The following is a 15,107-nucleotide window of genomic DNA, read 5'->3' as shown; positions in this document are numbered from 1 at the left end:
AATAACTTAGCTTGTTGTTTACTCAGCCAGTCACATGTTGTGCCATGTTGGCACTGTGGGCAACTGCGATGACCGCAAGAGAGCGGAAACTCGAGCTGTTGCTCGCAGGTTTGACAATCCCAGCAACTCACCCTCGCCGTGTTGCAACGACAGCTGAGCATGGCATGGATAGCAGCATGTATTTCTGGGGTGATTTGATGGGCATAACGCCGCCGAAAATCCGCCAGATGTTGGCGTACAATATCGATAAACTGGCTCATAACCCACACTCCCACCTCAAAGCTAAGTCGTTGGTCAGTTGGTTAATTGCCTCACAGGTATTTTTACGGGTGATATCAGTGAGCCGCGTGTAACGGGCGGTGGTATTCAGGCTGTGATGGCCAAGCAGTGTTTGCACTGAGCGCAAATCGAGTCCTTGCTCCAGTAAATGGGTGGCATAACTGTGGCGTAGACTGTGCGGGCTGATGGCTTTATGAATGTTGCACTCGGCAATGACTTGCTTCATGGCTTTTTGGAGCCCGCCTCTGTCCATGAGTGAATCAGGTTGATTATCTTTACCCGGAAATAGCCAACGAGGATGACGGTGGGTGCGCCAATAATAGCGTAAGGCTAACAAGGTGCGTTGAGGTAAAGGCACCAGTCTATCCTTGCCACCTTTAGCATCACGGATATGCACCTGCATGAGTCCTGCATCAATATCCCCGACCTGTAATGAAATCGCTTCACCAAGGCGCAATCCCATGCTGTACAGGGTTAAGAAACAGACCTGATAACGCAGCTGGCGCGTGAGGCTGATAACTATCGCGACCTCGCAGGGCGTGAGGATATCGGGCAGGTGTTTCACCTGTGGAGGCTTAACAATATTAAGCCACTGCCAAGATTTATTGAGGACGTGAAAGTAGAAAAACTGCAAGCCGTTGCGGTCGAGTTTGACGGTGCTCCATGAATGTGAGGCAATTAAGTCGGCAAAATAGCGCTTTAAATAATCGGTGGTCAGGGTATCGGGGCAGCAGTCAAAATATGCCGCAATACGGCGTATAGCTCGGCTATAGGCATCAATGGTTGCAGGCCGCTTGCCTTGTAAGGTTAAGTTGGTAAGATGTTGTTCATAAAGTAAATCAAAGCGTTGTTGTTCGTGAATGTCCATGATGATACTCCTAGGTTTGCGACCGAAGCAGGTCGCGTCTAGCAAGTATTTAGGATGAGGGGCAAAAGGATGGTTTTATCTTGTTCCTGCCGCAAAGCGGCTTCGTTCAACAAAGCGTTTAAGAGGGATTTGGCACGCGTGGCATTTTTAACATGCGTTGAGTTTAGTGTTTAAGGTGCTTTGCAGAAGCTTTTGTATTGCGTGCCTGCACCCCTTAACGCGGCGTTAGCCATCTCATGGAGAGATCATCTAAATGAAGTATATATTAACCATCCTTTTTTCATTATTTGTGGTGGGGTGTTCATACGAAGACATTAAGGAATCGATAGTTCCCAAAGAAGAATCATCTTTTGCCAAGGACTATTTAGATCAACTTCGATTAAAAAATTTTGAGTACATAAAAACTCAAATGCATCCAGAGCTTCTAGCCAAGGTAACAGTTGAAGAACTGGATAAATTATCTGGATTTTTTCCAGAAGGTGAGCCGTTAAAGACTGAATTAATGGGTTCTAATGTTCGCACGTTCAATGATGTTTGGTCAGCGAATTTTTCCTTTGAATCTAAATTCAAAGTAGATTGGTCAATATCAAGCGTTTCCATGACGAAGCAAGATGGAAAACTTTTGGTGACAGGAATTAATGTCTATCGAACTAATGAATCGCAAAAGGTATTAAATTCTTTTGGTAACGCAGAATCAAGTGTGCCTAAGATCTTGATGTTGGCACTAACAATAATCACTCCAATATTCATGATCATAACTTGCTTTTTTGTTTATCGAACCCCCATAGAGAAAAAATGGCGCTGGTACTTATTATCGTTTGTTGGAATCGGTGCGGTTGCAATGAATTGGACTACTGGCGAGATAGCTACAAAAATAGCAACAATAAAACTCCTAGGTGTTGGTGCTAGTGCTGCAAGCGAATTCGCTCCGTTAATATTTACTTTTACAATACCTATCGGCGCAATAACATTTTGGGTGAAACGAAACAAAATGATTGAGCAAACGATGGCTAACAAGGCAAGTCATCAGGACGCAGCATAGCTGCGCCTCTGCTGGCGGCGTTATACAGCAGAGCTTTGCTCGTAACCTGACTAAGGAATGGTGATACCTATGCATCCAATTCAATGTAAGTGCGGTGCTGTTAAAGGACAACTCAAAAAAATTGGTACTAGCAATCGTCTCATCTGCTATTGCACGGATTGCCGAGCGTTCGCACATTTTCTTGGTAAAGCTCCTTTTGTGCTAGACGAACAAGGCGGAACTGAGATCGTTCAAGTGGCTCAACAACACCTGTTTTTCTACCAAGGGGAACATCTCATATCGGCAGTACGCCTCAGTAAAAACGGTATGATCCGCTGGTATGCCGCATGTTGCGGAACGCCTATTGGCAATACTATGGCAAGCCGGAAAGCATCATTCATCGGCCTTATTCACAGCTGCCTTGACCGCCAGCAAATGGATAAAGACTTTGGAGCAGACGTTGCAATTTTAAACACTGACACTGCATTAGGCCAAGCGAAGCCAAAGCAACGTGGACTTATGAGGGTTTTAGTTCGCTTCATATGGATCGTGGTCATGAACCGCATCAATGGAAGATACAAAAACTCTCCTCTTTTTAATTCTTCCGGTTTGCCTCGAGTAACCCCAAAAATACTGAACACTGACGAATTGGATAAATGGAAGAGTGCCGTGTAACAAGTTGCTTAATTTTTCCGGTCACAAACAGTGTTGCTCCAACGGGGCTGGACTTCGCTAAGCTCGGCCGCTGTTGGCAGTGTTAACACATCGACGTTTTTATCAGAAATACACCTGTTATAGCTAACGAACTAGCTCGCTTTATTCAGAAGTGAGTTAAAGCAACCAGTCAGATCTAATTCCATCGTGATTTGAAAATTGACAGGTTAAGTTCAGACTAAACCAATGCAATCGTGCGTTCAGTTTGACCTGTTCTTAGGCCACTATCTTCACCTGCAGACGTTTTACCGGTCACGTTACGCTTCATGTCGGCTTTACCCAATCCCAATGCGCATCATGAGCGCTGAAATGCCGATGATCTATGATGCCTGTACCTAAGCGTGTAGTTCCGCTTGGTCCTATGAGCCTGTTGTGTTTGCCTGTAGGTGTGTCCGCTAATCTTACGCTGGCTAATTGAAGGGGATGGATAGGGCTGATACCTAGCATCAAGGTGCATGTTTACGTCTTTGTCAGCGGCTTTACCAGCAGATGTATTAGTCGTTCAGGCATTCGCTAATGTCTGTGGGTCAAGCCGGCATAAATAGGGCTGATATAGATGTGTTGAGCGACGATGACGAGTGAGAATACCGCACGTTTCCTTGGTCTTGGTTGTTGCTTATATGTTATATGGAGATAGAGATATTACAGCATTAGAGAGCAACAGAGCTTCGATACGGCCTAGATAATCCCTAGATAGCCTCAAAAAATTGGGAGCACTCAAACCCATGTAGCAGTAGGGCTACAGGCGAGTCATTGCATCAACCCTACAGGAGGATGCAATGACTCGCTTTTGTTGCTTTTGTGTTAACGTTTGAGGGGTGTAAAGGGTAGGGCAAAAGGTGAGGTTTTTGGCAGTTATGGGTGAATTGATGGCGCCCAAATGGATCCTTCTATTCGGCTCACTGATTCGGTCGCGGCCTCATCCTGCGAAGGCGTTATCCGCTCCCCGTTTTTAGTCATCGAAAGCAGGCGAACTGGGATGATCTGCACACTGTTTCTGGGTGATTGAACGCGTTTTTAGGCTCATGCGGCCTTAACCTTAATTGTTATTGATATGTTTCTATTCAATGGGTGTTGTTCAGTGTGTTGCACCAATATGGTTCAACCGTTTTTCGATGCGGCCTAGATAATCCCTAGATAGCCTCAAAAAGTTGGGAGCACTCTAGCCCATGCAGCAGTAAGGCTACAGGCGAGTCATTGCATCAACCCTAGTGGAGGATGCAACGGCGTGCATTTGTTGTTCTAGTGTTAAATATTGGCGATAGGCTGAAGAGGGTAAAAGCTAAGGTTTTAGACGGTTTTAGGTGAACAGCAGCTGTCTAGGCCTAGGCATACTTTAGCCGAGTGCTAGTTTACCTATATTAGTCATCCTGCATGGATAGGAATGGAGCGATGATCATGTGCAATTATGATGAATTTAGATTTTCAGATGGTCGGATTTTGTGTCTCGCCGATGCTCACGGTTTGGTTGAAACTGAACGCGACACTTTATGATGATGAGAATCACTCTCAACTCGGTATAGATGCGAACCATTATCATCACGGGTCCTTCTGGCGCGGTTGATTGCGGGGGCGGCGACACGCAGTGCTTCACTACATATGAGGATTTTAGAGAGCTTGGTTGTTGTTTTATTAACGGGCTTTTAGGGGGCGTTCATAATTTTGAACGCTATCTATAGCATTGATTTTATTTGCTTATTATTCTAATTTTTTCAGTAGTTCAAAAAATAGGTGTGCTCGGATATACCAACTTCAACAGATCGATTTTGTGATCCTTTGATCTTTGTTGAATGAGGCCGATATCAGAGTGAGATATGCGATGAACTCTTGGTTAGTTCTATTACGATGCTCATGATATTTTGTACTTTCAGCTAGTGCAGTACCGAAATGACTTTCGTCATCTCGGCTGTAATACATTCTTCATTAGAAGCTTGGGTAAAGAAAAATAATAGGTTGTACATCTTTAATTCAGAATTTCTAATGCACAAGCAATTCTTACTTTAAGGCAAGCGATTGAGCAAATTCTATAATGTGAGTTGGCTGCCAAACTGATTGGTTTCGGTGCGAAACGACAACCAGTGTGCAGCTTTGTTCGCAAATAGCTTTGGCAACGCGCTTTTCCGTCTCCTCATCCAATGCCGAGGTGGCCTCATCCATTATCAGAATCGATGCATTTTTGATAAGCGCGCGTGCTAAGGCAAGCCTTTGGCGTTCCCCTCCCGATAACCCCGCACCTTGTAAGCCGACTTCTTGGTAAATGCCCAGTTCTGATCTGTCTAATACTTCATCCAGTGCCACTTGGCGTGCCGCTTTATCTACGGCTTGATCGTCGGCATCAGGGTTACCAATGCGAATATTACTGGCAATGGTGCCTGTAAAGATGAGTGGATCCTGCGGCACATAGGCGAAAAAGCGGGCAAGTTCAGCAGCAGGGATTGACGTGAGTGGTACCTTGCCCAAATTGATCAGGCCTAGGGTGGGATCATCAAAGCGCATTAATAGCTTAAGTAGGGTTGTTTTTCCAGAACCGCTAGGGCCACAAATCAGTACGCGTTCACCTGGTTCGATAATGGCATTGATATTTTGCACCGCAGGGGGAAATGTTACGTTATTCAGTTCGATTGTATGATTGTGCGGTGTCTTTTGTTGCGCTTGGCTTGGCTCTTTGAGCGTTGGCGCATTAGTCGCTTGTCGATAGTGTTTAATAGCCGCTAACTGATCATTAATGCCTATTGCCGCCACGGCGAGAGTCTCAAGTGGCGCTGATGCGCGCATGGTCAACATCAAGACAGCGAGCAGCATTGTCGTATTGTTTACGCCTGATAACACGAGATAGAGAGCCATGCCGGCAATAGGTAAAAAGCTGGCGATAGCCGACAGTAATGTTGCTATAGCGGCGGCGCGATTAGTTCGACCCAGTGCGATTTCTTGCGCCTGCCAGTTTTGCTCTAAACGCTCGGTCGCACGATTGTATCCCGCTGCTGTACGGAGTAATTCTACGTGATCTATAAGTTCAAGAGTGGATTGATTCGTTGCCAGTTCAGCGTTGTTTCGGTCCATATCTGCGCGGGCAAGGGCCCGTTGCGCCATACTCTGAATCACAAATGATATGAGCAACAAGCTAGCCAACATCATTACCAGTGGTATGCCACCGATCAATCCGATGCCGAAAGTAATGCAGAGCGGAATAAGCGGTGCATGAATAAAGACCTGAAATTGATGTGCCGGAATACTCATAAAGCCAGGAATACTCCGAGAGACGGTTTCTATGAGTAGTGTCCTGACACTGGCTGTAAACCAAGAGAGCTTAGCTTGTTGCATAGTCGCGCCTAGGGCACTGTAGAGCGCATTAGCTAGCCTTGCGCCAGCCCAAAAACCAGAACGCGAAGCCAGTATTGTGGTGAGTATGGTTATCGCGGCAATGAATAGCACTATTTGTGGTGATTGCTGCTCAATAATGGCTAAAGCCAGTTGAATGTAGCATGCCGCTTCCAATATGGCCGCCACAGCCCAACCGCAGGCAACAGGTATTAAGTGTTTTATGGCGGCGTAATCTTGGGGACGATTTATCATTGGCCTTCTCCTTCCCTGTGATGCTTTAGTGCGAGCTTGTCATCCGCCAGCTCAGAAAGCGTTAAGTCATGGGTAATCATCACGATCGTTTTGTGGTTTGTTTTTGCGTGATGGCTTAGCGCTTTGAACACGTTAAATGCCGTTTCGCTGTCTAGGGCCGATGTGGGTTCATCAAGCAATATCACGCGAGCGGGAGTAAGAAACACACGGGCAAGATTAACCCGTTGTATTTCGCCACCAGACAAGGTGCTTGCATGAGTAGTTAAGGATTTATCCAATTGTGTGCAGTGTAATGCCACTAAGTAATCTTCATCCGTGGCATCAGGTGCGGTGAGCGCGAGATTGCCGGCGATGGAGGTTGCCAGTAGTCCCGCACTTTGCGGTAATAGCATGATCGCGCGATTAATTGAGGCTTCATCCAACTTATTGAGTGCAATACCAGCGAGTCGAATATCTCCGGCATGTAGTGGCTCCATGCCAGCTAATAAGCGCAGTAATGTGGATTTGCCAACACCACTGATCCCTGTCACTGCCGTGATTCTGCCAGATCTAAATTGATAGTTAATGGGCACTGTTTTACTGCTTGTAGACAGTGAAGGCACGACATCGGTGAGAGTGAGCGGCATAGGTGTATTAAGCTCAATATTACCGCTACCAACAGGGACTCTCGACTGCTCAAGAAAATCTGTTAGTCGCTTAGCTGCAGCGCGGCCCGTGGCAAGATAATCAAGCCCATGCCCGAGCTTTAGGGCTGGCGTGACAATGGCCAGACTGAAGAACAAGGCTGCAGCAAGCTTTTCTGGGGGCCATTCATACCCGATGGCATAGACAATCGCAAAAGTGCAAACAGCCTGTAGTAGTGATGTGGCCACTGCGACTGAAGTGGATACCTTGCTTACCCGCTCAATGATCTCCTCAATAAAATGCTTAGTTGCCTTTTGGTAGTCGGCTATTGCGCCAGTTTGATCGCCATAAATTCTAAATACTGGTGCACCACGCGAGTAATCATCCACTGCAGCTGTGATATTTCCCATCACATTAACTCGTGCTTCACCCTGTTTTGCAGCAAGCCTTGGGACTACCACCAAATAGAAAAGCGCGGCGACGAGGCCTGGGATAAGGGCAAGTAATGATACTAGGCCCGTGCTTAAGATCAGCAAACCGATAGTAATGGCAGGGACAATGATAAAGGTCGCTAATTCTGAGGGTAAATGCGCGATCATATGATGCAATGACGCTATGTCATCGACCATTAATCGCTTTAACTTTTCGCCCTTATATTTTGCCAAAGTACTTGGTGGCAGCCTAACAAGATGCGCTGCAATATCACGCTTTAATCTTCCAGAAAATTGCGCCTCAGCATTGTGATTAATCCAAGAGGCGCTACCAGAAAGCAGTGCCGACAATATCCAAAATATGAGCGCACCCGCTAACCAAAATGAATGATACCCAGCAATAAGCTGTATTACGCACCAGAGTGCGCTTAGTGCCATCACGCCGGTACCAGCCGCTAGTAATGTTCCGATAGTGAGTGCGGGAATCGCCGGACGTAAGGCCAAAGCTAGTTTTGAATGGGGGCTGAAAAGTAACTGCATTTTAATGTTCACCTAAAAAATCGAAGTGGATCAGGCCGGGCTTCTGTCTGGAATGCGTGCTTAGCACAAGCCAAATTAAGTAATGAAGTCTTGATATTGCGGAGTAAAAAATAGTCTGAGTGCCAGATTTTATGGGCAAATGAACATCCACGAGCCAAATTCCTTGTTTCATAAAAATTGAACCGCCATGAGATGGCGACCATATTAAGCGGTCATTTTTATTTATCAACATGGTGTTGATAAATGTTTTGAACGGCGATAATATAATTGATAACTATTCTCATTGGCAACAAATCTTTCGTATAAGGAGTTATTAAACATGCCCCGATTTGGTAAGTTTTACCCACAATCAAAGTGGGTTATCGGTTCTCTTGCGCTGGGGCTTAGCGCTATTTCAGGCTCAACTATTGCTGACAGTGGAACTGCTCCAGATAAGCAATCCAAGCAACAAGATGCAGCGGGAAACATTGAAGTCATTACCGTTTACGGTCAGAAAATCGAGCGAACGTTGAAAGAAACTGCGAGTTCAGTGACGGTCATCACTGAAGAACAGTTGAGGAAAAATGCCGACCAATCAACGATTTCAGAAATTCTCGGCGGTACACCAAATTTAATTTATGCCGGAAATACCGATGCGCCCATTATCCGCGGTACGGATACCAAAGGGCCTGTTGCAGCGGGTAATGCCTACTTATCTAAGCCTGTGCCGGGTGCAACTATCAGTGTTGATGGTAAATATCTGAGCCCCGCAGAACTGGATTTAGGCGCCGCAGGCGTGTGGGATGTGTCGTCTATTGAAGTTTACCGTGGTCCGCAAACCACCAGTCAAGGAGCCAACAGTATTGCTGGCGCCGTAGTGATCCATACCCATAATCCCACTTATACGCCAGAATTTGCAGCGCAAGCACTTTATGGCAGTCGGAATAAGAAGCGCTTTTCGGTCATGGCGTCCGGTGCGCTAAGTAATGACTTTGCCGCAAGAATTAGCGCAGATTACAGCGCTAGAGATACTTTTGTTGATTACGTTAACCCAGAATTTACAGCCCATGATTTGGATTTTGAGTTTAAAAACCAAAATCTACGGGCGAAGTTGCTATGGGAACCAGAAAAATACAGTAACTTTTCCGCCATGCTGACTTATTCCTCCACTGAGGCTAAACGTCCCAGAAATGAGGTGGTATCAGAACCCTATGATGACTTAGAAAATCGTTCAATTTTTCAGGACAATCAAGAAGTCAGTAATCATGTCGGGATTTTTGATCTTGAATATGTGTTCGACAATGGGATGAAGTTACATAACCAACTGCAGTACTCAGAAGGGCAGTTTGATTATCGATTTGCAGCACCTTATCAAGGGATCGCAAAACGAGATAATGAAAACTTTTCGAATGATATAAGGCTGAACTTTGGTGACAAGAGTTCAGAGTTTAGTGGGGTTGCCGGTGTCTTCTACTGGGACGATAAAACGAATAACAAGTTGAACAACGTATTTGGTAATGCCGACGCCGATCTGAGGCATACCAGTTTTGCCCCCTACGGTGAAGTCATATGGCGCTTCTCGCCTAAGTGGGCATTCACCAGCGCACTTCGTTATCAGTCTGATGAAATTAGCCACGATGGTATTGCCAGCTACATCCCAGGTGTGCGCCATCAATATGAAGAGACGTTTACGGCGTTATTACCTAAGGTTGCCCTGTCCTATGATCTGACTGATAACGTCCTAATCGGCGCTATGATCAGTGAAGGCAATATTCCTGGTGGTACAGGCATTAACTTCCGCGGTGGCGAATATTATACATTCGATGCCGAGTCGGCATGGAACTATGAACTTTTTACCCGTATCGATCTGCTTGAACAACGCTTGATCATAAATAGCAATCTCTTTTACACCCGCTTTAAAGATTCACAACGTTCAGTTACTGACTACCTAGATGGACGACCCTTTGGTTCTGTCATTATTAATGCCGATGAAGCGCAGAGCTATGGCATTGAATTAGATTGGAACTTTAAAGTTGCCGATAGTTTTAGCTTATATGGAGGGCTGGGTTTACTTGAAACTGAGATAAGTGAATTTAATGACTACCGTGGCGAGGAGTTTGTCGGCAACGAGTTTAGTAAAGCGCCAGGATATATGTTCAATCTTGGGTTTGACTATGCGATTACCGACGCCTTTAAAGTGAGCGGTGATGTGCGTCATACGGATGGATACTTTTCAACGGATACCAATGAGCCTGAGTTAAGAGTGGGGTCTTACACAACGGTAAACCTGAATTCTTCCTATCAAATCAACCAATATTTTGAAGCCTTTGTTTATGCGCGCAATTTACTGGATGAACGTGCTCCTGTGGCAAAAATGGCTGACAGAAGTACCGGAGGCGTGGATGCATATTTACTTGAACCACGAGAAATAGGCGTGGGCGTTAGGGCGAAGTTTTAGCGGCTAGCTTCTACCCGCTGTATTGGGTATTGCCATGCAGCGGGTAGCAAGAGCGGTTAGAATGGCATTTTTGCCTTGGAAACCTTATCGATATGACACAAGTACCGGATCAACCGACTCAAAAACGCCAGCGAGGCAGACCTAGCCGTATTTCCCGTGAGGCTATCGCCAGAGCTGCGTTGGAGATTGGGGTTGATCAAGCGACTATCCCAGCTATAGCGGCGCATTTAAAGGTCGATCATTCTTCCCTCTACCATCACGTAGCAGGTCGAAATGACGTTATCTCCATTGCCGCTGAGCTTGCAATTAATGAGCTGGACTGGCGAGCGCCAGCAGCCACCGATTGGCGGAGTGAATTGATCATATTGACCGATGCCATTTGGACACTCTATGAGCGTCATCCTGGCCTCGCTGAATCTATTCATCAGGCCAGTGTTACCCCGTCATCGGGTATACGTTCTTTTGCTGAGTCGGTCGAAAAGCTACAACAAAAAGGCTTCTCCCTCGATGAGGCAGTGCTTGCCGTTGATATCTTGGTTGACATGGTGGGGGAGTGTTTTTTGGGATGGTGGTCAACCACTAAACCAGAAGCCGATGGCCGAACGCGTAAAGAGCGAATTATCGCAATTTGGGAAGATGAAGCCACCAAGCTCCCTGATAAAGCTGAGCAGATAAATGCGATGGTAGACATCATGAAGGTTGGCGCCCGCAAATGGTGGGAGCGAAAACGTGACTTAGTGTTAGCAGGTATTGCCGTAACCCATGCCCAAAAGGCAGGGGGATCTGATAAGGCTCAAATATAGCGCGTCGATATGAAACCTCATAGCGGCTGCAGATTAGTACAAGATTTATTGCGTATAGGAAGTATCAGCTTGTGAAGGTGGTTTATGCACTGACGTGCTTTTTTGTGCTTTGTTTTGCCTCATTGCTGCTAGGTGCAAAGTATGCCTCTGTGACGCAGATGCTGACGTTCTCGGATGATGTCTGGTTGGTGTTATCTGCGAGTCGTCTACCGCGGCTTTTTGCCTTGATTTGCTCAGGTGCCGGGCTCGCTGTCTGTGGTGTGATTTTGCAGCAGATTGTGCAAAACAAGTTTGTTGAACCTGCTACTTGTGGCGGGCTTGATGCCGCCAAACTAGGCATATTAATTTCAATCATTCATGCTCCAAGTATGGGTGTCACCGCCAGAATGTTAGGCGCTTTGGTTTTTTGCCTGCTTGCGAGCTTAGCCTTTATTCTGATTATTCGTGGTATTCGGTATAAGAGTCCGGTGCTCATTCCAATTATTGGGATTATGTTTGGCAGTGTACTCAGTGCGATAGCGGAACTCTATGCCTATCAAAACAATATGATGCAGAGTATGCAGGGATGGATGCTGGGTGATTTTTCAAAAATCGTGCAAGGTAACTACGAAATCATCTATCTGATCCTTCCCATAGTCATGCTGACCTACCTTTATGCACAGCGCTTTACCATTGTAGGAATGGGCGAAGGCTTGGCTACCACACTAGGACTGAGTTATTTCAGTCTAGTTATCTTAGGGTTAGTACTGGTTTCCCTAACCATAGCCACCACAGTTATCACAGTCGGGAGTATTCCATTTATTGGTTTAATTATTCCTAACCTTGTCGCTATGCGTTACGGCGATAATTTAAAACGCACTTTGCCTATTATCGCCTTTGCTGGCGCAACGCTATTGATTATCTGTGACCTACTTGGTCGGCTTATTTTATATCCGTTTGAAATTCCTATAGGTCTAACGGCAAGCTGTTTAGGTGGGCTCATCTTTTTAGTTATCGTTTGGAAAATCAAATGAAAAACAGTGCATGGCATTTTTTGAGCTGGGGGCTGCTTGTAATATTAGCAGTCACATTTTTATTGATGGGCTCAGGTTTTGATTTTGACTATGTCATACCTAATCGATTGGTGCGTTTGGGTACAATTTGCCTTGGTGGTGTCTGTATTGCGTTTTCCTCGATACTGTTTCAGACCTTAGCTGGAAATCGCATTTTAACGCCATCTATCATGGGGTATGAAGGGGTTTACTTGATTTTGCAGGCACTGCTGATCCTTATCTTAGGGACGGGCAGCAGTATTTTGATCACCGCTAACAGTAATTTCTTTGTTTCAGTCGTAGTGATGTTGCTTTACTCAATGGCGATTCATCGTTGGCTATTTAGCGGAGATCGACATGATGTATTCTTCCTACTGCTTGTTGGCTTAGTACTTACTGTGGTGTTAGGCAGTTTTACTCAGTTAATCCAATATTCTATCAGTCCTGGTGAATTTTCAATTTTCCATAGCTATAGCCTAGCGTCGTTCAACCGCGCTCAACCAGAGCAATTACTTATTTCTTTAGTGCTTGTCGGTGCCGTGTGTATTGTCGCTTGGAGATCGCGAGCTGTGCTCGATGTATTACTGATGGGACGAGAGCCGGCAATTTCTCTCGGTATTGATTATCAAAAAGTGGTCCGCCTGTTATTAGGCCTTATCGCGGTATTGGTCGCAATATCAACCAGCTTAGTAGGGCCTACGGCCTTTATGGGGATATTTGTCGCGAATATGGCCTATACACTGGCAAGGCATCCGTCGCACTCATTTACCTTGATAACAGGATGCGCCGTTGCTATCTCAGTTTTTCTTATCGCACAAATACTTGTTGAGCACCTGTTTAATTATCAAACCAGTGTTGGGCTGTTAATTAACTTATTTTGTGGTGCCTATTTCTTTGTATTAATTCTTAAACCTCGGAGCGCAGTGTGATTACCGTCAATAACTTACATCATTCTTATGGCGCGAAACCTGTGCTTAAAAATGTTACCACGCAATTTCCCGAACATCAGATTACATCACTCATTGGTCCCAACGGCGCTGGCAAAAGTACCTTATTGATGTCGATTGGTCGGTTACTGAATATCCAGCAGGGCGAGGTATTACTCAAAGGTACTGCTATCCACAACATTCCCCTGAAGGATTACGCCAAGCAAGTGGCAACCATGCGTCAGTTTAACAGCCTCAATTTACGCCTGACGGTCAGGGAGTTAGTGGCATTTGGTCGCTTTCCCTATAGTCGAGGCACACTCACAAAGGCAGATCATTGTGCCATTGATGAAGCTCTGTCGTTTTTAGACTTACAGTCATTAGCTAATGCATTTATCGATGAGCTTAGCGGCGGACAACGCCAAATGGCCTTTCTGGCAATGGCGATTGCACAGCAAACAGATTATTTATTGTTAGATGAACCACTCAATAATCTGGATATGAAACATGCCGTTAGCATAATGCGGGCGCTTCGCCATCTGTGTGACGACTTCAAGCGAACGGTAGTGTTAGTGGTTCACGATATCAATTTTGCGGCTAATTACTCCGACTATATTGTCGGCATGAAGCAAGGCGCTGTGCATTGCGAAGGACCCGTTGAAGAGGTTGTTACAGCACAAAGGTTAAAAGCACTGTACGAACTGGATCTTGAAGTGCTGAAAACGAGCCAAGGAACAGTTTGTAACTATTTCAACTTCAACTTACAAGGAGAATACAAGTGACGTCGAAATGTAAAAGCGGTACTAAAGTGATGGCGATTCTGTTATTTAGCTCGGCTGTTTTGCTGGCCTGCGACAATAAAAGCGAGCCAGTACAGCAGACGATTCTTGCAACGTCTGATACTAGCGAGTCAAATTTTACACCTGTTGAAATAACCCATAAGTTGGGCACTACAGTTATTACAAAACGGCCGGTACGCGTTGCAGCCCTCGATATGAATGAAGTCGATTATCTCGAACAGCTTGATATTCCCATTATCGGCATGCCAAAGGATTTTGTTCCTTACTACCTGCAGGACTATAGCAACAACAATGATATCGTTGATTTAGGCGCCATAGTTCAGCCCAATATGGAACGTATTTATGCACTTAAACCCGATTTGGTGCTGATGTCATCTATTCAAGCAACTCATTATCAGGCGCTTTCGAATTTGGCTCCGACCATTCATTTGGATATTGATTATCAAGACAGCAACAGCGATTACTTTGATATAGTCAAACAACACTTGTTGGTGCTGGGGAAAGTATTTGATAAGCAAACCTTGGCAAAACATAAAGTGGATGAACTGGAAAGTAAGATCGAAGCCGCCAGAATGGTTATTCAGGATAGGCCTGAGAAAGCACTCGTGGTGTTACATAATAATGGTGCTTTTCGATTCTTAGGTATTCGTTCTCGGTATGGGTTCATTTACAGTGGGCTAGGGGTTAAACCCGCTAGTTTATCAGAGCAGATGGGATTGCATGGCCAACCCGTGTCAAGCGAGTTCATTCTTGAAAACAATCCTGACATCATTTACGTGGTAGACAGAACCGCAGTAATGGAGCGAAGCCCTGTATTGGATAAACAGTCCATAGATAACCCTCTCTTGCGTGAGACGAATGCTTGGAAGACGGGGAACATCATTTTTGTAGATCCTGAGGCTTGGTATATCACAGGGGCCGGAATAACATCCCTTAACATCATTATTGATGATGTATTAAAGGGCTATGTAAAGGAGCCGCTGGCTGTAAGTCGTTGACTTACACCAGCTAATGATTCACTAGATAAATGCGTTATTTAGTCAAAATAGTGAATAAACTT

Annotated in this window: 12 protein-coding genes; 8 read left to right on the top strand and 4 right to left on the bottom strand. The window is 45.4% G+C overall.

Annotated features, from left to right (window positions below; translation table 11 throughout):
- The coding region (locus Q4Q54_RS08950; RefSeq protein WP_311988243.1) for a transposase zinc-binding domain-containing protein at window positions 1-260 on the bottom strand (260 nt) is incomplete at its 3' end.
- Window positions 257-1,147 (bottom strand): site-specific integrase, encoded by an 891-nt coding sequence (locus Q4Q54_RS08945; RefSeq protein WP_311988242.1) that lies wholly within the window; start codon window positions 1,145-1,147, stop codon window positions 257-259. The genes Q4Q54_RS08945 and Q4Q54_RS08950, both read right to left, overlap by 4 nt.
- Window positions 1,148-1,400: 253 nt before the next feature.
- On the opposite strand from Q4Q54_RS08945, the gene Q4Q54_RS08940 reads away from it, so the two are divergent.
- Entirely contained in the window at window positions 1,401-2,189 is a 789-nt protein-coding gene (locus Q4Q54_RS08940; protein ID WP_311988241.1) for a hypothetical protein, read from the top strand.
- Window positions 2,190-2,258: 69 nt separating this feature from the next.
- Window positions 2,259-2,843: a DUF6151 family protein gene (locus Q4Q54_RS08935; protein WP_253724266.1), complete on the top strand. Its 585-nt coding sequence runs from the start codon at window positions 2,259-2,261 to the stop codon at window positions 2,841-2,843.
- A gap of 2,034 nt (window positions 2,844-4,877) precedes the next feature.
- Here the strand turns inward: Q4Q54_RS08935 and Q4Q54_RS08930 are convergent.
- The gene (locus tag Q4Q54_RS08930) at window positions 4,878-6,455 is read right to left on the bottom strand and encodes an ABC transporter ATP-binding protein (RefSeq protein ID WP_311906376.1); all 1,578 of its coding nucleotides are present in this window, start codon (window positions 6,453-6,455) and stop codon (window positions 4,878-4,880) included.
- Window positions 6,452-8,050 carry an ABC transporter ATP-binding protein gene (locus Q4Q54_RS08925; RefSeq protein WP_311988240.1) on the bottom strand — a complete coding sequence of 533 codons (1,599 nt, stop codon included), beginning with the start codon at window positions 8,048-8,050 and terminating at the stop codon, window positions 6,452-6,454. Before Q4Q54_RS08925 ends, Q4Q54_RS08930 begins: the two co-directional genes overlap by 4 nt.
- 319 nt (window positions 8,051-8,369) lie before the next feature.
- Here Q4Q54_RS08925 and Q4Q54_RS08920 point away from each other — a divergent pair, with 319 nt between their 5' ends.
- The 6 genes from Q4Q54_RS08920 to Q4Q54_RS08895 all read left to right on the top strand — a co-directional run bounded on the left by Q4Q54_RS08920 (window position 8,370) and on the right by Q4Q54_RS08895 (window position 15,045).
- Entirely contained in the window at window positions 8,370-10,487 is a 2,118-nt protein-coding gene (locus tag Q4Q54_RS08920) for a TonB-dependent receptor domain-containing protein (RefSeq protein WP_311988239.1), read from the top strand.
- A gap of 92 nt (window positions 10,488-10,579) precedes the next feature.
- Entirely contained in the window at window positions 10,580-11,290 is a 711-nt protein-coding gene (locus Q4Q54_RS08915; RefSeq protein WP_311988238.1) for a TetR/AcrR family transcriptional regulator, read from the top strand.
- A 71-nt stretch (window positions 11,291-11,361) separates the two neighbouring features.
- Entirely contained in the window at window positions 11,362-12,303 is a 942-nt protein-coding gene (locus tag Q4Q54_RS08910) for an ABC transporter permease (protein ID WP_063883358.1), read from the top strand.
- The gene (locus tag Q4Q54_RS08905) at window positions 12,300-13,250 is read left to right on the top strand and encodes an iron chelate uptake ABC transporter family permease subunit (RefSeq protein WP_311988237.1); all 951 of its coding nucleotides are present in this window, start codon (window positions 12,300-12,302) and stop codon (window positions 13,248-13,250) included. The genes Q4Q54_RS08910 and Q4Q54_RS08905 overlap by 4 nt, the downstream gene beginning before the upstream one ends.
- Window positions 13,247-14,029: an ABC transporter ATP-binding protein gene (locus Q4Q54_RS08900; protein WP_012089961.1), complete on the top strand. Its 783-nt coding sequence runs from the start codon at window positions 13,247-13,249 to the stop codon at window positions 14,027-14,029. Before Q4Q54_RS08905 ends, Q4Q54_RS08900 begins: the two co-directional genes overlap by 4 nt.
- A gap of 29 nt (window positions 14,030-14,058) precedes the next feature.
- Window positions 14,059-15,045 (top strand): siderophore ABC transporter substrate-binding protein, encoded by a 987-nt coding sequence (locus Q4Q54_RS08895; RefSeq protein ID WP_311988236.1) that lies wholly within the window; start codon window positions 14,059-14,061, stop codon window positions 15,043-15,045.
- Window positions 15,046-15,107: the final 62 nt, after the last annotated feature.

Origin of the sequence: Shewanella sp. SP2S2-4 (genome assembly GCF_031932025.1) — a bacterium.
Classification (GTDB): domain Bacteria; phylum Pseudomonadota; class Gammaproteobacteria; order Enterobacterales; family Shewanellaceae; genus Shewanella; species Shewanella baltica.
The sequence above is the reverse complement of the archived record's forward strand: the minus strand, read 5'-3'. Positions and strand labels throughout refer to the sequence as shown.